Origin of the sequence: Streptomyces sp. NPDC048290 (genome assembly GCF_040652095.1) — a bacterium.
Taxonomy (GTDB): Bacteria; Actinomycetota; Actinomycetes; order Streptomycetales; family Streptomycetaceae; genus Streptomyces.
In genome coordinates this window covers 321,524-338,391 of sequence record NZ_JBEZLM010000008.1, presented here as the reverse complement: position 1 = coordinate 338,391, position 16,868 = coordinate 321,524, and the positions used below count along the sequence as shown (strand labels likewise).

Sequence of the window (16,868 nt, the reverse complement as noted above, 5' to 3'; positions counted from 1 at the left end):
TGACCGGGGCGACGGGCGGGTGGCGGGGCGGGAAAATCCCTGGCGCGAGAGCGGTGAACTCCCTTTGTCCACAGGCGGGAACAAAGCGGAATGTGCCCTTTCCACAGGCTTGCACGCGGTCGGCTCAGCCCTGGCAAACTGACGCGAAGGGCGGCGGAGACGCGGCACGGGGGAATCCACGCGAGGAGATCAGAATGTCCATGGCAGGCAATCTGCGGAAGGTCACCAGCCTCGGCACGGTCGGGGGCCTTCGCAGGGTGGCGCGGATGGCGCGGCGGCGCCGTCGGCGGGTCGATCTGAGCCACCCCGCCCGCTCCCCGCTGGGTTCGTCGGTGGTCAACTGCGTCGCCTACGAGTACGGACGCCGGGTGCCCGCGTGCCCGGATCTGGTGGACGCGGTGGAGCGGGTGCGCAAGACCGGCGACGGGTTCGTGTGGCTCGGGCTGCACGAACCGACGGCCCGGGAGTTCGCCGGGGTGGCCGAGCTGTTCGATCTGCATCCGCTGGCGGTGGAAGACGCGATCGAGGCACATCAGCGGCCGAAGGTGGAGCGGTACGGGGATTCGCTGTTCGCCGTGTTCAAGACGGTCTGCTACGTGGAGCACGACGAACTCACGGCGACCAGCGAGGTGGTGGACACCGGAGAGATCATGGTGTTCGTCGGCCAGTACTTCGTGATCACCGTCCGGCACGGTATGCATGGCTCGCTGGGGCCGCTGCGGGAGGAGTTGGAGGCGGCGCCCGAGCATCTCGCCAAGGGCCCGTCGGCGGTGCTGCACGCGGTGGCGGACCATGTGGTCGACGAGTATCTGAATGTCGTGGAGTCCGTGCAGGAGGACATCGACGAGGTCGAGACGGAGGTCTTCGCGGAGAACGGGGCGCGGGCCGACCCGGGCCGCATCTACCAGCTCAAGCGGGAGCTGCTGGAGCTGAAGCGGGCCGTGGTGCCGCTGGGCCGACCGCTGCTGGAGCTGGCCGACCCCACCCTGAGGATCGTCGACCAGGAGATCCAGGCGTACTTCCGGGACGTCTCCGACCACCAGCAGCGGGCGACGGAGCAGATCGCCGCGTTCGACGAACTGCTCAACTCGATACTCCAGGCCCATCTCGCGCAGGTGACGGTGGCACAGAACGAGGACATGCGGAAGATCACGGCATGGGCGGCGATCATCGCCGTGCCGACGATGGTCTGCGGAATGTACGGAATGAACTTCGACCATATGCCGGAGCTGCACTGGCGCTATGGATACGGCATGGTCATCGGCGTCATATCCGTCATATGCGTGACGCTGTACCGGCGGTTCCGGCGGATCGGCTGGCTCTGACGGGGGCTTGTCCGGGCTGACGCGGCTGAGAGGACAAGGTCGGTCAGCGTGACGTGCCGCTCCGGGCGTAGACGCGTTCGGCCCAGCCCGCGATCTGGTCCTCCGTCAGGTGCTGGGCCAGGTCGGCTTCGCTGATCATGCCGACGAGCCGTTTGCCCTCGATGACAGGGAGCCGGCGGATCTGGTGCTCCTGCATCTCGTGGAGCACCTCGCCGACATCCGCGTCGGCGTCGATCCAGCGGGGCGTTCCCCGCGCCATCTCTCCCGCGGTGACCTTGGCGGGGTCGTGGCCCAGGGCCACGCAGCCGACCACGATGTCCCGGTCGGTGAGGATGCCGCAGAGCCGGTCGTCCGGGTCGCCGATGGGCAGCGCCCCGACGTTCAGCTCACGCATCAGTTGGGCGGCGCGGTCGAGGGTCTCGTGGACGGGTATCCACTGGGCACCCCTGTGCATGATGTCCGCGGCGGTGGTCATGGTGTACCTCCCGGTGCCGGACGGCCGACGCCGGGCGGAGACGCACCGCCAGGAGCTGTCGTACGGCTCGCCCCGGCGCCTCCATTCTCGCCGCGGGGCGGGAGGCACGCACCTGGAGCCGTGGAGGGCGGCGAGGGCCGCGGGGACGGTGGGCTCTGAGCCGCGTCAGGGGGTCCGGCCGTTCCACGCCGGGTGGCGGGGGTCGTCGGCGCGGACCAGGACGTCGGCGGTGCTCACCGGATCGGTCTCGACGGTGTAGCGCTCGAAGGCGGGGAGGGTCCAGTGGTCGGCCTCGGGTGTGCGGCGGCGCAGGGCGGCCGGGGAGAGCAGGACGTGGACGGTGAGATCGAAGGGGAACCAGTGCCGCAGGAGAAGGGGGCCGTGCAACAACAGCACTCCGCCGGGCGGGAGTCCGACGTAGTCGCTGCGGGTGGCACGGTCGGTGAGCGGGTCGCGCAGATCGGGCAGGACACGGCCGTCGCCGTCGGGTTCGAGCGGGCCGAACACCTCACGCCACAGGGCACCGGTGTCGAACCAGCCGTCGTAGTAGGCGTCGACGTCCTCGCGGCCGTGCTCCAGGCGCAGGGAGGCGGGGCGCAGAAAGCCCTCGGTGCCGACGGTGAGCGCGGGTCTGCCGCGGACCCGCAGGGCCTCCCGGACCCGTTCCGCGAGGTCCCCGGGGCGGGCGGCCGGGGCGCCGTCGAACGCGACACGGGGCCAGGGGCTGCCGTCGGCCGGTGCCAGGTCGAGCAGTCGGTCGGCGAGCAGGTCGCCGAGCAGGTCCCAGGTGATCGCTTCGAGTCGCACACGGCCATGATCGGTCAGATCGGTAAAGGGGGGCGAGCGGGACAGCGGGACAGCGGGAAGTGCGGCGGCACGGGCGGCAAGGGGCGCCAGGCGCCGGTGGGTCGGAAGGGGGCGGTATGCACGGGAACGGCAGGGAGGGGACGTGTCACGGGGCCCTGCGTGTGGTGGGCGGGGGCGGGGCGGGAAGGACACGGTCATGGTTGCGACTTCGCCGGATCCCGGAGCTGTGACGGTCCCGGATGCGCCCTCGCCTCCCGCACCGGCTTCCCTGACCGCCTCGGCGCGTTCGCCCGGACTTCTCGTCGTGCAGCCCCTCAAGCGGAAGCGGTGTGCGGGGTGTGCTCGCGGGCCCCTGTCGATGCTGGTGCTGGAGGAGGGCGCGCCCCGTTGTCTGCGCTGTGCCGATCTCGGTCATCTGGTGTTCCTGCCACGCGGCGACACGGCGTTGACCCGGAGGTCCCGTGAGGAGAGCGGGCTGTCGGTGGTCGTGGTCCGCTTCAACCGGCGCAAGGGGCGCTATGAACGGCAGGGCGTCCTGGTCGAGGAGGCGGCGCTGGCCCGTGCGGAGGCGCGGTGTCTGGTGGACGCGGAGGCGCGCAGACGGCGTCGGGTGCGGGACGCGGCGCGGCGGGCGGCGCAGGACGTGCGGTTCGCGGACGCCTTCGCGCGGGAGATCCTCCGGTTGTTCCCGGGCTGTCCGCGGGAGCGGGCCCGGGAGGTCGCCGGGCACGCGTCGGTACGTGGCAGTGGGCGGGTGGGGCGTAGCGCGGCCGGGCGGGCGCTGTCCGAGGGGGCGGTGATCTCGGCGGTCGTGGCCTCGGTACGGCATATGGACACCCCGTACGACCGGCTGCTGATGAGCGGGGTGGGGCGGCCCGAGGCACGGCGGCGGATCGCGCCGCTGGTGGAGGCGGTGCTCGACGGGTGGGCGGGGGGAGGTTGAGCCGGAGGAGGGGGAGGGGAGGAGGGCGGGAGGGGTGGGAGGGGGGGAGGGGTGGGAGGGGGGGAGGGGGGGGAGGGGGAGGGCCCCGGAGCGGGGGCGGGGGCAGAGGCGCAAAGGGTGAGTTCACGCCCGCCCCTGGACGTCCCCGTATGGACACGCGCCGCTCGGCCATGGTTCCGGGGACCTGAACGGCGTTGGCTGAGGGTGATGGATGAGGCGCCGGGGTGTGGGTGCCCGGCAGTGGTCGGGGATCGGTCCGGTACCGCACAGGAGCGGATGTGGGAGTCGACATGATCGAGGGACCGTACTTCGTACTGGCCGTGCTGGGTGTGCTGGGCACGGGGCTGGTCGCCGGGGTCTTCTACGGCTTCTCGACCTTTGTGATGCGGGGTCTGGGAGCGCTGCCACCGGCGCAGGGGGTCGCGGCGATGCAGTCGATCAATGTGACGGCGCTGCGACCGGCGTTCATGGGTCTGTTCGCCGGTACGGCGGTGCTGAGCGCGGTGATCGCGGTGGTGACGTTCGTGCTGTGGCCGGGTGAGGGCAGGGTGGAACTGCTGCTGGGCAGCGCGCTGTATCTGTTCGGCACGTTCGGGGCGACGATCGCGACGAATGTGCCGCGCAACGAGGCTCTGGCGCGGTTGGACGCCGGTACGGCGGAAGCATCCGCCTACTGGTCGAGATATCTGCGGGAGTGGACGGTCTGGAACCATGTACGGACGGTCGCCTCGGCCGCCGCGGCGGTGTCGTACCTGCTGGCCATCGCCTGACGCGGCCGGATCGTCACCGGTCGCCGCCCGCTCCCCCGCCCCCTGACCGGCCCCGCACCGATATCTCGCGCCCGGCGCCCCGCCCACACCCCACGCCCAGGAAACCGCCGGTCACCGACGAGTCGTCGGCGCTGACCGTTGGTCGTATGGTGGCCGAAAGGGTCCGGTGGAGCCCGGGTCGCGATCCGGGCCGTCCGACCCGCCACGCGGATCACGGACCACGGACCACGGATCGCCAATCACGGACCACGGATCACGGATCGCCAATCACGGACCACGGATCACGGGTGACCGCCCACGGACCACGGGTGACCGCCCATGGATCACGGACGGCCGATCCCCGATCGAGGATGGCCGATCACCGCAACACCCCAAGGAAGACGCCCATGGCAGACCCCAAGGGATTCATGAACACCCCCCGGCAGGAGTGGCCGCGCCGCCCCATCGGGGAGCGGGTGCGTGACTGGGACGAGGTGTACGTCCCGGGCGCGCTGCTGCCGATCGTCAGCGAGCAGGCGGACCGGTGCATGGACTGCGGGGTGCCGTTCTGCCATGAGGCGTGTCCGCTGGGGAACCTCATCCCGGAGTGGAACGACCTGGTCTCCCGGGAGGACTGGCGCGCGGCGGCGGACCGGCTGCACGCGACGAACAACTTCCCGGAGTTCACCGGCCGTCTGTGCCCGGCGCCCTGCGAGGCGGGGTGTGTGCTGGCCATCAACCAGCCCGCGGTCACCATCAAGAACGTCGAGTGCGCGATCGCCGACCGGGCGTGGGCGGACGGTTTCACGCCACCTCGCCCACCGGAGCGGTTGTCGGGCCGGACGATCGCGGTCATCGGCTCGGGCCCGACCGGACTGGCCGCCGCACAGCAGCTCACCCGGGCGGGGCACACGGTGGCGGTGTTCGAGAAGGACGACCGCGCGGGCGGGCTGATGCGTTACGGGATACCCGAGTTCAAGATGGAGAAGCACCATCTGGAACGACGGCTGGCCCAGATGCGGGCCGAGGGGACGAAGTTCCGTACGTCGACGGCGGTCGGCCGGGATGTCGGCGCGGACGAGTTGCGCGCCCGCTACGACGCCGTCGTCCTCGCGACCGGCGCCACGGCCTGGCGTGAACTGGACGTCCCGGGGCGGGCACTGACCGGCATCCATCAGGCGATGGAGTATCTGCCGCTGGCCAACCGGGTGTGCGAGGGCGATCTGCGGACCAACCCGATGTCGGCGGCCGGGAAGCATGTCGTGATCGTCGGCGGTGGCGACACCGGCGCGGACTGTCTCGGCACGGCCGTCCGGGAGGGCGCCGCGTCGGTGACCCAGCTGGACATCTACGCCCAGCCGGGCGCGGCGCGCGACGAGGACGCCGAGCCCTGGCCGACGTATCCGAAGATCTACCGGCTGTCGGCGGCGCACGAGGAGGCGGGGACGCTGGGTACGGCTCCGGCGGCGGACGCGGACGCGCGGCTGTTCGCGGCGTCGACGCTGCGGTTCACGGGGGACGCGGAGGGCCGGGTGCGGGGGCTGCACCTGGTCGAGGTGGACGCCGGGCGGCGGCCCCGCCCCGGCACCGGGCGCTCCCTGCCCGCCGATCTGGTGCTGCTCGCCCTCGGTTTCTCGGGGCCGGACCCGGCGGACGGCATCGTCGCGCAGTTGGGCCTGGCGATGGAGCCGCGCGGCACGATCGCCCGGCACCGGGACTTCTCGACGAACGTCCCCGGGGTCTATGCCGCCGGGGACGCGGCGCGCGGGCAGTCGCTGATCGTGTGGGCCATCGCGGAGGGCCGTGCGGTGGCGGCGGCCGTCGACCGGGCGCTGACGGGCGGTGCTTCGGCGCTGCCGGCGCCGATATCGCCGTACGACCGGCCGATGACCGTCTGAGCGGGCACGCCGCCCCACGAGCCATACAGGTGCGTCTCGCGCCGCTACGTACGCCTCCCTACGCCGTCCACGCGGTGGCAGCCAGTGGAGGAGACTCCGGTCGCCGGCAGGGCGTGCACCAGACGCCGATCAGAACCCCGGGATCTGAGAACCCCTCACGGCTTGCGTCCCACCGCCCCATATCCCGGGATGACCCCGTCGTACTCGCCCGCCACCGGCTCGCCCAGCTCCCGTTTCCACTCGTTGACGACCACGACGCCCGGGTCGGCCAGTTCCAGCCCGGTGAAGAAGCGGGCGAACTCGGTGCGCGAGCGGAGCGCGAGGGTGATGCCCGCGGCCTTGAGTTTCGCGGTCGCGGCGACGGACTCCTCCGGGGTGAAGTCGGCGGAGGCGTGGGTCATCATCAGACAGCTGCCGGAGGGGAGTCCGGCGAGGAGCCGGGCGACCAGGTCATGGGCGCCGTCCTCGTCGGGGACGAAGTGCAGCAGGGCGACGAGGCAGAGGGCGACGGGCTGGTCCAGGTCCAGCACCTTCCCGGCGGACGCGAGGATGGTCGCGGGGTCGCGTACGTCGGCCTGGACGTACTCGGTGACGCCCTCCGGTGTGCTGCGCAGCAGTGCGGCGGCGTGGGCGAGGACGATCGGGTCGTTGTCGCAGTAGACGATCCGGGCGTCCGGCGCGATCTCCTGGGCGACCTGGTGCAGGTTGGGTTCGGTCGGGATGCCGGTGCCGATGTCGAGGAACTGCCGTATGCCCTGTCCGGCGAGCCAGCGGGTGGCGCGGTGCATGAAGGCGCGGTTGACCTGGGCCATGACCGGGACCCGGGGGTCGAGGGCCAGCATCTGCCGGCCCATGGCCTCGTCGACCGGGTAGTTGTCCTTGCCGCCGAGGTACCAGTCGTACATGCGTGCCGGGTGGGGCTTGCTGGTGTCGATCTCGATGGCGCCGGTGGGGTCCTGCCCGGTCATAGGCCACTCCCTGAGCGTCGGACGGGTGGTGGGGGGTGAAGGCTTGGTCGGTCAACTTAGCGCGGGAGACGGTCGATTACCTGCGATGCCCGGATACTCAGGTGCTCAGTTACTCAGAAGCTCAGTTACTCAGTGCTTAGGTGCTCAAGGGGGGGTGGCAGGGAGGCAGCAAGGTCGTTCAGCGCAGCAGGAAGTCGGCCTCCCCCGCTTTGGCGCCCTCGATGAAGGCGGTCATCTCGTCGGTGGTGTAGATCAGCGCCGGCCCGTCGGGGTCGGTGGACTGCCGGACCGCGATCCGGCCGTCGGCGAGTTTCATCGCCTCCAGGCAGTTGCCCCCGTTGCCGCCGCTCCACGGCTTGTGCCAGCCTTCGCTGCCCAGTTCACGCGCGGGCATACCGTTGTAGATCCGCGCGGTGCGGGTCAACGGCCTCGGCTGGGACGTGGTGCCATCCATTCACAGCTCCTTGCGGAGATCCCGGAGGATCTCCTTCGTGCGTTGTGCAGGAGCGGCCTGTGCCGCCATGCGGTCCATGACCTCCAGGTAGGTGGCTACCTCGGCGCGCGCGTCCAGGTAGACGGCGCCGGTCAGGTACTCGCTGTAGACCATGTCCGGGAGTTCGGGCATGGCGAATCGGAAGAGGACGAACGGTCCATAGGTGCCCGGGTGGGGGCCGGAGGCGAACGGGATCACCTGGAGCGTCAGATTCGACAGCTCCGTCGCCTCCAGCAGCCGGTCGATCTGCTCGCGCATCACGTCGGAGCTGCCGACGGGGCGGCGCAGTGCCGTCTCGTCCATGACGACCCACAGCCGGGGCGCGTCCTCGCGGGTGAGCAGGTTCTGGCGCTGCATACGCAGGGCGACATGGCGTTCGATGTCGTCGGGCCGGGTCTGGCCGACGGCGCCCGCCTTGAGTACCCCGCGCGCGTATCCCTCGGTCTGGAGCAGGCCGGGGATGAAGTGCGGGTCGTAGCTGCGGATGAGCCGGGCGGCGCCCTCCAGGCTGACGTACATCGAGAACCAGCCGGGCAGGATGTCGTGGAAGCGCTGCCACCAGCCGGGTTTGTTGGCCTCCTCGGCGAGCTGGACGAAGGCGTCGGCCTCGTCGTCCGGGACGCCGTACGCCTTCAGGAGCAACTGGAGGTACGGGATCTTGAGCGAGACCTCGGCCATCTCCATCCGGCGGACCGTGGCGGGTGCGACGCGGAGGATCTTGGCGGCTTCCTCTCGTTTGAGTCCGGCACTCTCGCGCAGGTCGAGCAGGCGTCGGCCGAGGACGACCTGGCCGACCGTCGGCGCGGACCGCGGCTCACTCACGCTCCACCTCCACACAAGAACTCGTTGGACTCAGAGAACTGACTCAGAGAACTGACTCAAAGAACTCAATGAACTCAATGAACACGCGCGGCTCACGGGGCGCGAACCGTTCGGACGACTGGTACGACTGCTGATACCGCTCTCTGGAGCCGACCGCCAGACCGACCGGACCGCCCGACCGGCTGATGGGACCGCCAACCCGCCAGCCCGGCAACCTCACCGCACCGCGGAAGCGACCTCATGCTCACCGACAGGCTTCACGGCGCCCTTCGAAAATACATTCGAAGATCCGAACAGATCTTCGCCTCCGAAGTGACGCCGCTCCACATGCCCGTGCGAGCAGTGTGCCACGCCCGTGCAGAGAGTCATACGGCACTCTGCAATTTTCAGAGTGACACTTGCCAAGTGTTCACGGCGGGGAGATAGTGGCAAGCGTGATTCCGTCCCCGCCCTTAGGAGCAGACGCCGCCGCAGGCCCCCTCGGCCTCGACGGCGCCGCTACGCCGGCCGGTCCCGCCGAGACCTCCGCCGAGCGCCGGTTCCGCTTCGAACTGGCCGCGCATCCGGGCTCCCCCGCACAGGCCAGAAGGCTGACGCGGGCCCGACTGACCGGCTGGTCGGTGTGCGAGGACACGTGCGACACGGCGGCCCTCGTGGTCTCCGAACTGGTCACCAACGCGATCGTGCACACCGCGAGCGACATCGTCGTCTGCGAGCTGCACGACGGTGACGACCTGGTCCGCATAGCGGTGCGTGACGAAGGTTTCGCTCCGGGTGAGCCCCAGCCGTCGCCGCAGCGGCCGGATGAGGAGCACGGGAGGGGATTGCTCCTCATAGACGCCCTGTGCCGGGCCTGGGGTGCTCAGGAGCACGGCCCCGGGCTGCTGGTCTGGGCGGAGCTGCCGCGGCAGGCCGACGCCGCCGCGGACGTCGCTCCGCAGGGCGACCTCGGCTGGGGCGCCCGCCCGAAGCCCGGCGGCCCCCTGAAGGGCGGCTCGGGTGACGACGACGAGGCCGAGGCGCTGCACGGCCCGGTCATGATGCCGCGCGAGCGGGACGGGGAGAGGGGAAGGCCGTGAGAACCGCGTCCTGCGGCGGGCAGGTGCTGAACCTGGACACACTGGTCCGTCTGGGGCGCGAGGCGCAGACCCCGGGCCCGGCGGTGCCGGGCGGCACCCGCAAGCTGTCGGTGCCGGACGGCATGACCGCGCCGATGGGCTGCGACGCGGTGGCGGTGCCCGCCGACTTCGGTCCGCTGGTCATACCCCGGCTGCCGCGCGTGGGGTGCGTCTACGCCGACGCGGCGCACTGGTGGTGGCTGGTCCCGTCCGACTCGGACTACGCCCTGGACTGGCCGGCTCCGGCCCAGTACACGGCGGGTGCGCTGGTCGCGGACGTACCGCGGCTGATCCACCGCCCCGACGGCACGCTGCCGTACACGCCGCCGATCCCGCTGTATCTGGCCCTGTGCCGGCTGACGGGGACGACACCGAGCTGGTCACGGCCGGTCAGCGCGTAGGGCTCCGCCGGGACCGAGGACAACCCTGAGCCTGAGCCCTGATCCCCTCAGTCCTCATACTCGTCGTACTCGTCGTGATACCGGCTGTGCCCGCTCCTCACGAGCGGCCCGAACGCGGCGGCCCGCCCCCGCGGCTCCTCCCACTCCTCCTGCCGACCGAGCACGGTCAGGTCGAGAAAGCTGGTGGCCGGGCCGAGCCCGTCGAGCCCGCGGTCGTACGTCGAGTAGGTGTGGAAGACCCGGTCCCGGTCGCGCAGGAAGCAGCTGAGTCCCGGCTCCTCGAACAGCTCGCCGCCCCGGTCCCGCGTCACATCGAAGTCGAAGTTGAAGTCGCTGTCGTAGGACGAGTACCAGGGCACCGTCCAGCCCATCCGCGCCTTGAACGGCAGCAGCCGGGTGTACGGCGCCCGGGACACGGCCACGAACGACGTCCTGCGGGCGTGCAGATGTGCCTGGTGGCCGACCTGGTCGAGGAAGTACGAGCAGTTGGGGCAGCCGTTCTCCCACTCCGGGGCGAACATGAAGTGGTGGACGACGAGTTGGCTGCGGCCCTCGAAGAGGTCCAGCAGGGTGGCCTTGCCGTCGCCGCCCTCGAACACGTACTCCTTGTCGATCTCGACCATGGGCAGCCCGCGCCGCGCCGCGTTGAGCGCGTCCCGCGCGCGGGTCGCCGCCTTCTCCTCGGCGAGCAGTGCGTGCCGCGCCTTGCGCCACTCTTCGCGCGACACGACATCCGGAAGCGACATGGGTCCTCCTGCTACGACAGTCCCGTTGGGGTGCTGACTGACGCACTCACCGGAACTCATCGCGGACGCCAGAACTTTTTTCCGCCGCCTCCTCCACCCCGTACCGCTGGATACGCCGGCCGTGTCCCCGCTCGACCAGCGCGGGCAGCCGCTCCCCCAACTCCCGCACCACACCCGGCACATCGATGGTGGTCAGCTCCCGGTCCCGCATGAGGACCCGCCCGTCCACGATCGTCGTCCGTACGTCACCGGAGCGGACGCTGTGCACCAGCGTGGCGGCGAGATCGTGCACGGGCTGGGTGTGCGGTCCGGTGAGATCGACGAGGATGAGATCCGCCCGACGCCCCGGCTCGATCCGCCCGACGACATCCCCCAGCCCCACCGCGTCGGCGCTCTGCACGGTCGCGTGGTGCAACGCCTGACGCGCGGTCAGCCAGCGGGGATCACCGGTCGTGGACTTCTGGATCAGCGCGGTGAGGGTCATGGCCTCCCAGAGGTCGAGGGAGTTGTTGGAGGCGGCCCCGTCGGTGGCGAGTCCGACCGGCACACCGATCTCGCGCAGGGCACGGACGGGCGTGGTGGTGGGCCAGGCGAACCGCAGATAGCCGCGCGGGGCGGTGGCGACGGCGACCCGCCCACCGGCCCGCCGCAGCACCTCGATGTCCCGGTCGAGGATGCCGGTCCCATGGGCGATGAGCAGTTCCATGCCCGTGTCCAGCAGCCCGGCCCGTTCGAGCACCTCCACGGGGGTGACTCCGTGACGTTCGAGGCTGGCCTCGGTCTGGGCGCGGTTCTCGGCGGCGTGCAGATGCACGGGAAGTCCGTGCGCGCGGGCGAGTGCGGCGGTGGCGGCGAGATCGGCGTCGGTGACGGTATAGGGGGCGTGCGGAGCGAGAGCGGTGGTGATACGACCGTCCGCGCGCCCCCGGTTCCGCAGCGCGAACTCCAGTGACCGTTCCCGCCCTTCCGTGCCCTGGGACGAGAAGTACGCCTGCCCGAGGAGCGCCCGCATCCCGCACTCCTCGACCACGGCGGCGACCTCGTCCATGTGGAAGTAGTGGTCGGCGAAACAGGTGACCCCGCCCCGGATCATCTCGGCACAGGCGAGCCGCGCGCCGAGCGCCACGTCCCGCGCCGTGAGGTTGGCCTCGACCGGCCACACCACCCCGTCGAACCACTCCTCGACCGGCAGATCCTCGGCGATCCCGCGCAGGGCGACCATCGGCGCGTGCGTATGACAGTTGATCAGCCCCGGCAGCAGAACCTGCCCCCGCCCGTCGATCACCTCCACCGCGTCGAACCGCCCCACGTCCCCCGCCCCGACGACGGCCTCGACAACCCCGCCCCGCACCACGACGGCCACGTCCTGCCGGAACCCGACCTCCTCATGGGGGCCGTGGACCAGCACGGTGCAGGGGGTGATCAGCAGATCGACGCTCTGGCTCATCCGGCCAACGTACGGGCTGCGGTACGCGGGGGTGGGTGATGCCGCCGAAGGTCAGACACACCCGCTCCCCTACGACGGGTCGCCCGTCCCCTCGGCGCCCCTCGTCTCCACGAGCCGACGAGCCCTGGAGATCGCCCCCGCGAGGCCGCCCTCCGCGTCGGAAGCACCAGGGCCGTCGTCCGCGCCGGGACCGCTGCTGGCGGCCAGCGCCCCGATGCTCCCGTCCACCCCCCGCGACCCCGCCCGCTCCAGCACCCGCTTCTCATGGGTCACCCACTCCTCCCGGGCGGTCAGTGCCGCGTGCGCCGCAGGGCGGCGAGATGGTCGGCGGTCCGGGCGAGGAACGTCTCATCGTCGGACGGATCAGTGACGAGCGTCACAGGAACGCAGCGCCCCCGCCGTCCCCGCCCGCCCTGCCATGCCCACCACGCCCGCCGCGCCCACCGTCGCCCTCACCGAACAACCCCGCCGCCGCCCCCGCCGACCGCAGCGCCTCCCGCAGCGCCTCCCGCAGCATCTCCGGCGTGAGCCGCCCCGTGAAGGTGTTCCGCTGGCTGACATGAAAACAGCCGAGCAGCTCGAGACCGTCAACCCCGCCGTCAATCCCATCGCGACCGTCAACCCCGCCGCCAGTTCCATCGGGACCGTCAAGCCCGCCGTCAACCCCATCGAGACCGTCAAGCCCGCCGTCAATCCCATTGGCACCGTCAAGCCCGCCATCAAGACCATCAAGACGGCCATCAAGACCGCCGTCAACACCGTCAAGTCCACCATCCCGACCGTCAAGACCCTCCAGCCGGACCCGCGCCCCATGCGCGAACACCGGCCGCGGCCTGGGCACCGCCCAACCCGCCGCCGCCAACGCGGACAACGTCGCCTGCCAGCCGAACGCGCCGAGCACCAGCACCGCCCGCAAGGCGGGCCTGAGCAGCCGCAGTTCACGGACCAGCCAGGGACGGCAGGTGTCCCGTTCGGCGGGGGTGGGCCGGTTGTCGGGCGGGGCGCAGTGGACGGGCGCGGTGATGCGGACGCCGTACAGCTCCAGGCCGTCGTCGGCGGCGACGGACGTCGGCTGCGAGGCCAGTCCCACGTCGTACAGCGCCTGGTACAGCACGTCTCCGGAGCGGTCGCCGGTGAACATCCGGCCGGTGCGGTTGCCGCCGTGCGCCGCGGGCGCGAGTCCGACGATCAGCAGGGGCGCGTCCACCGACCCGAATCCGGGCACCGGGCGGCCCCAGTACGTCCAGTCGGCGTACGCGGCCCGCTTGACCTCCGCGACCTCCTCCCGCCAGGCGACGAGCCGCGGACAGGCACGGCAACCGGCGACGCGGTGATCCAGGTCGGTGAGCGAGACGGCGAGACGAGCGGAGTCCGCCGGGTACCCGGGGTCCCCGGGGCACGCGCGATTCCCCTGCCCCCGAGCCCCATCACCGTCGCCCATGACATCACCGTACGACGCCCGCCCCAGCGCCCCGCCACCTCAATTCCGGCGCCGCCAGCCCACCACCACCGTCACCCACTCCTTTACCGGCGCCGCCACCCCACCACCACCATCCGCCGCCCCATTACCGGCGTCCCACCCACCACCACCGTCCCCCGCCTCACCACCCCCGCCCCCACCCCGCCCTCACGTCCACACCGCCCCCGCCGCCACGAACCCGCAGATCAGCACGAACAGAATCGCCAGCAGCGGCGCCACGAACCGCAGATACCGGTTGTAGCCGACCTTCGCCAGGGCCACCCCGCCGATGGTGACCGCGGTGGTCGGCACCCACAGGTTCATCCAGCCGCTCGCCGACTGCCACGCGGTGACGACGATCGCGCGGGAGACGCCCGCGAAGTCGGCGAGCGGGGCGAGGATCGGCATGGCGAGGGTCGCGTGCCCGGACGTGGAGGGGATCAGGAACGCCAGCGGCAGATTCACCACGAACACCAGGATCGCGAAGACCCCGGACGACGTGTCCGCGACCACGCCCTCGATGGCGTGCAGCACGGTGTCGGTGATCTCCGCGTTGTTCATGATCACGGTGACCCCGCGGGCCAGCACGATCACCAGCGCCGGTGAGATGAAGTCCGCGGCGCCCCGCACGATCGTCGCGCTGAGCTTCTGCTCCCCCATCCGCGCCACCAGCCCCACCAGCACCGCCGCGCACAGGAACAGCGCGGCCAGCTCGGGGAAGGACCAGCCCAGTTCGAACCCGTACGGCGTGGCGTCCGCGTCCCCGGTGAGCGCGCTGGACCAGGGCACCACCGAGAAGATCATGAAGGCGAAGACCAGCACCATCACCGCCAGCACGGCCTTGTGCAGCCCGGTCAGCTCCGGCACGTCGTCGGTGGGCCGCTGGTCCCGGTCGCCGGGCAGGAACCCGGTGAGCGAACGCGCCGGGTCACGCTGTACCCGGCGCGCGTACCGGATGACGTACGCCATGGTCACCGCCGTCAGCACCACCCACATCACGAAGCGCAGCACGATCCCGTCGCCGAGCGAGATGTCCGCGGCGGAGGAGGCGACCCCGGTCGCGAAGGGGTTGACGGTCGAGCAGAGCACGCCGATCCCGGCGCCCAGGATGATCGTGCCGACGGCGACCATCCGGTCGTAGCCGAGTGCCAGCATCAGCGGCACGACCAGTCCGTAGAAGCCGAGGGTCTCCTCGGCGAAGCCCTCGACCGTGCCGAGCACCGAGAAGACCAGCATGATCCCGGCGATCAGCAGCGCCCCGCGGTCCCGCAGCCGGTGGGCGAGCCGGGCGATCCCCCGGTCGAGGGCCCCGGTCGCGAAGACGACCGTGATGAACGCCCCGATCGCCAGCACGAACAGGAACACCCCCGCCGCCCCGTACAGCTCACCGGCGAGGTCCGGTCCGACCTTCCCGGTGCTCTGGTCCTGGATGCCGTACAGACCGTTGACCGGGGAGAGGAAGAGATCGTTGAGCCGGTCGACGAAGCTCAGGCCCGAGTCGACCCGGTGGTACGTGCCCTGGATGGGCGCGCCGGACGGGTCCCGGTCGTAGCGGCCGGACGGGATGAGGAAGGCGAGCAGCCAGACCGCGATGGTGACGATGACCAGGACGGTCAGCGCGCTGGGGAAGGTGAACTTCCGCCGCGGCGGCTCCTCGGTACCGCTCCCGGAATCGCTCCCGGTCCCCTGCCCCGTCCCGCCCTCGGCGAGCGTCACCCGGCCTTCCCCGGCCGACCGCCCCCGTTCCCGCCGTCGAAGCCGGCCGCGTAGCGCTCCACGAACCCGCACATCGCCACGACCGTGTTCCGCAGCTCCGAGAAGAGCACCCGCTCGTTCGGGGCATGTAGATTGCACCGCCCGTCCTGCGCCCCGAACAGCAGCACCTCGGCCTCGGGCGCGGCCTGCGACAACCCGTTGACCAGCGGAATCGACCCGCCCGTCGCCACGTACGACGTCTCGCTCCCCCATGCCTCGGCGAGCGCCTCCCGCGCGGCCCGGTACGCGGGCCCGTCCGTCCGCGCCTCGTACCCGGGCCCGGTGTCCCCGGCGGTCACCGTCAGCGGCACCCCGAACGGCCGCAGCGGCCGTAGATGCTCCAGCAGCAGTTCCTGCGCCTCACGCGGGTCCTGCCGCGGATGGAACCGCAGATTCACCTTGGCCCGCGCGTACGGGACGACGGCGGAGGCGGCGTGTTCGACGCCCGGCGCGTCCAGCCCGATCACGGTGATCGCCGGTCCGCTCCAGAGCCGCTCGCCCAGACTCCCGCTCCCCATGAGCGGTACGTCGTCGTCCACGACGCCCGCCAGCTCCCGGAACTCCTCCTCGGTGTATCCGGCTCCGGCCCAGTTCTCCCGCCGCAGCCCCTCCACCGCCACGTCCCCGTGCACATCGTGCAGCGTGGCCAGCGCCTTCAGCAGGGCCAGCAACGCGTCCGGCGCCGCGCCCCCGAACTCCCCGCTGTGCCGGGGCTCCGCGAGTGTCCGCACCTCCACGACCACCTCGCAGGCCCCGCGCAGCCCGGTCGTCAGCGTCGGCGTGCCCGGCCGGAGATTGCCGAGGTCGGCGACCACCATCGCATCGCACGCGAACCGCCCCGGATCGGTCGGCGGATACCCGTCGAACGCGCTGCCGTACTCCTCCTGCCCCTCGAACACGATCTTCACCCCGACCGGCGGCCGACCGCCGAACGCCCGCAGCATCCCGAGATGCGCGATGACGTTCGCCTTGTCGTCCGCGATCCCGCGCGCCCGCAGCCCGCCCTCCACCGGGGTCGGTTCGAACGGCGGTGACCGCCACAGCGACTCGTCGCCCGGCGGCTGCACGTCGTAGTGCGAGTAGAGCAGCACGGTCGGCGCGTCCGGATGCGGCGGCGGGATCTCCGCGTAGATCACCGGCGCGGTGTCGGGCAGTTCGATCCGCTCCACCCGGGCCACTCCGACGTCCCGCAACAGCTCGACCAGCAGATCGTGGGCCCGCTCCACCGGTTCGGTCGGGAACCCCGGGAACGCCACGGAGGGAATCGCCGCCAGCCGCTCCAGATCGGCGGTCAGTCCGTCCATCAGCCCGTCGACCTTGGCCACCACGTCCACGCCGGCTCTCCCTACTCGCGTTCGCACGGTCCCCCGTGCAACACCCTCGGCCGCCCGCCCGGCCCCCGCATCCGGGGTGGTCCGGCGGAGTGTCCACGGCCCTGGGGGTCCCGCCCCGGAAAAGGGCT

17 protein-coding genes are annotated in these 16,868 nt (G+C 71.4%); 6 read left to right on the top strand and 11 right to left on the bottom strand.

The window, feature by feature from the left end; translation table 11 throughout:
* Positions 1-194: 194 nt before the first annotated feature.
* Entirely contained in the window at positions 195-1,325 is a 1,131-nt protein-coding gene (locus AB0D49_RS16825; protein WP_362757655.1) for a magnesium and cobalt transport protein CorA, read from the top strand.
* A 43-nt stretch (positions 1,326-1,368) separates the two neighbouring features.
* On the opposite strand, the gene AB0D49_RS16820 is transcribed toward AB0D49_RS16825, so the two are convergent.
* Together AB0D49_RS16820 and AB0D49_RS16815 are read right to left on the bottom strand one after the other, a co-directional pair.
* Positions 1,369-1,800 (bottom strand): CBS domain-containing protein, encoded by a 432-nt coding sequence (locus AB0D49_RS16820; protein WP_362757653.1) that lies wholly within the window; start codon positions 1,798-1,800, stop codon positions 1,369-1,371.
* A gap of 165 nt (positions 1,801-1,965) precedes the next feature.
* A complete protein-coding gene (locus tag AB0D49_RS16815; protein WP_362757651.1) occupies positions 1,966-2,607 on the bottom strand; it encodes a uridine kinase in 642 nt (213 codons plus the stop codon).
* Between the two features lie 358 nt (positions 2,608-2,965).
* Here AB0D49_RS16815 and AB0D49_RS16810 point away from each other — a divergent pair, with 358 nt between their 5' ends.
* The 3 genes from AB0D49_RS16810 (at position 2,966) to AB0D49_RS16800 (ending at position 6,197) form a co-directional block, all read left to right on the top strand.
* Positions 2,966-3,550 carry a DUF2293 domain-containing protein gene (locus AB0D49_RS16810; protein ID WP_362757649.1) on the top strand — a complete coding sequence of 195 codons (585 nt, stop codon included), beginning with the start codon at positions 2,966-2,968 and terminating at the stop codon, positions 3,548-3,550.
* Positions 3,551-3,840: 290 nt separating this feature from the next.
* Positions 3,841-4,320: an anthrone oxygenase family protein gene (locus AB0D49_RS16805; RefSeq protein ID WP_362757647.1), complete on the top strand. Its 480-nt coding sequence runs from the start codon at positions 3,841-3,843 to the stop codon at positions 4,318-4,320.
* 386 nt (positions 4,321-4,706) lie between these two features.
* Complete coding sequence (locus AB0D49_RS16800) at positions 4,707-6,197, top strand: glutamate synthase subunit beta (protein WP_362757645.1); 1,491 nt, start codon at positions 4,707-4,709, stop codon at positions 6,195-6,197.
* 155 nt (positions 6,198-6,352) lie between these two features.
* Here AB0D49_RS16800 and AB0D49_RS16795 read toward each other — a convergent pair whose 3' ends face one another.
* The 3 genes from AB0D49_RS16795 to AB0D49_RS16785 all read right to left on the bottom strand — a co-directional run bounded on the left by AB0D49_RS16795 (position 6,353) and on the right by AB0D49_RS16785 (position 8,480).
* A complete protein-coding gene (locus AB0D49_RS16795; RefSeq protein WP_362757643.1) occupies positions 6,353-7,165 on the bottom strand; it encodes an SAM-dependent methyltransferase in 813 nt (270 codons plus the stop codon).
* A gap of 178 nt (positions 7,166-7,343) precedes the next feature.
* Positions 7,344-7,619, bottom strand: a complete 276-nt coding sequence (locus AB0D49_RS16790) for a DUF397 domain-containing protein (protein WP_362757641.1) — start codon at positions 7,617-7,619, stop codon at positions 7,344-7,346.
* Complete coding sequence (locus AB0D49_RS16785) at positions 7,620-8,480, bottom strand: helix-turn-helix transcriptional regulator (RefSeq protein WP_362757640.1); 861 nt, start codon at positions 8,478-8,480, stop codon at positions 7,620-7,622.
* Between the two features lie 425 nt (positions 8,481-8,905).
* Between AB0D49_RS16785 and AB0D49_RS16780 the strand changes: the two genes are divergently transcribed.
* Both AB0D49_RS16780 and AB0D49_RS16775 read left to right on the top strand, forming a co-directional pair.
* Positions 8,906-9,559: an ATP-binding protein gene (locus AB0D49_RS16780; protein ID WP_362757638.1), complete on the top strand. Its 654-nt coding sequence runs from the start codon at positions 8,906-8,908 to the stop codon at positions 9,557-9,559.
* Complete coding sequence (locus AB0D49_RS16775) at positions 9,556-9,999, top strand: hypothetical protein (RefSeq protein WP_362757636.1); 444 nt, start codon at positions 9,556-9,558, stop codon at positions 9,997-9,999. Before AB0D49_RS16780 ends, AB0D49_RS16775 begins: the two co-directional genes overlap by 4 nt.
* Before the next feature lie 47 nt (positions 10,000-10,046).
* On the opposite strand, the gene AB0D49_RS16770 is transcribed toward AB0D49_RS16775, so the two are convergent.
* From AB0D49_RS16770 to AB0D49_RS16745, 6 genes are all read right to left on the bottom strand, one after another.
* On the bottom strand, positions 10,047-10,745 hold the full coding sequence (locus AB0D49_RS16770; protein ID WP_362757634.1) for a DUF899 domain-containing protein: 699 nt from the start codon (positions 10,743-10,745) through the stop codon (positions 10,047-10,049).
* 46 nt (positions 10,746-10,791) lie between these two features.
* On the bottom strand, positions 10,792-12,192 hold the full coding sequence (locus AB0D49_RS16765; RefSeq protein WP_362757632.1) for an amidohydrolase: 1,401 nt from the start codon (positions 12,190-12,192) through the stop codon (positions 10,792-10,794).
* Positions 12,193-12,261: 69 nt separating this feature from the next.
* A complete protein-coding gene (locus AB0D49_RS16760) occupies positions 12,262-12,465 on the bottom strand; it encodes a hypothetical protein (protein ID WP_362757630.1) in 204 nt (67 codons plus the stop codon).
* A 103-nt stretch (positions 12,466-12,568) separates the two neighbouring features.
* Positions 12,569-13,633: a uracil-DNA glycosylase gene (locus AB0D49_RS16755; protein WP_362757628.1), complete on the bottom strand. Its 1,065-nt coding sequence runs from the start codon at positions 13,631-13,633 to the stop codon at positions 12,569-12,571.
* A gap of 186 nt (positions 13,634-13,819) precedes the next feature.
* On the bottom strand, positions 13,820-15,268 hold the full coding sequence (locus AB0D49_RS16750; protein WP_362757772.1) for a YfcC family protein: 1,449 nt from the start codon (positions 15,266-15,268) through the stop codon (positions 13,820-13,822).
* Between the two features lie 95 nt (positions 15,269-15,363).
* Positions 15,364-16,740 (bottom strand): M20/M25/M40 family metallo-hydrolase, encoded by a 1,377-nt coding sequence (locus tag AB0D49_RS16745; protein ID WP_362757626.1) that lies wholly within the window; start codon positions 16,738-16,740, stop codon positions 15,364-15,366.
* Between the last annotated feature and the right edge of the window lie 128 nt (positions 16,741-16,868).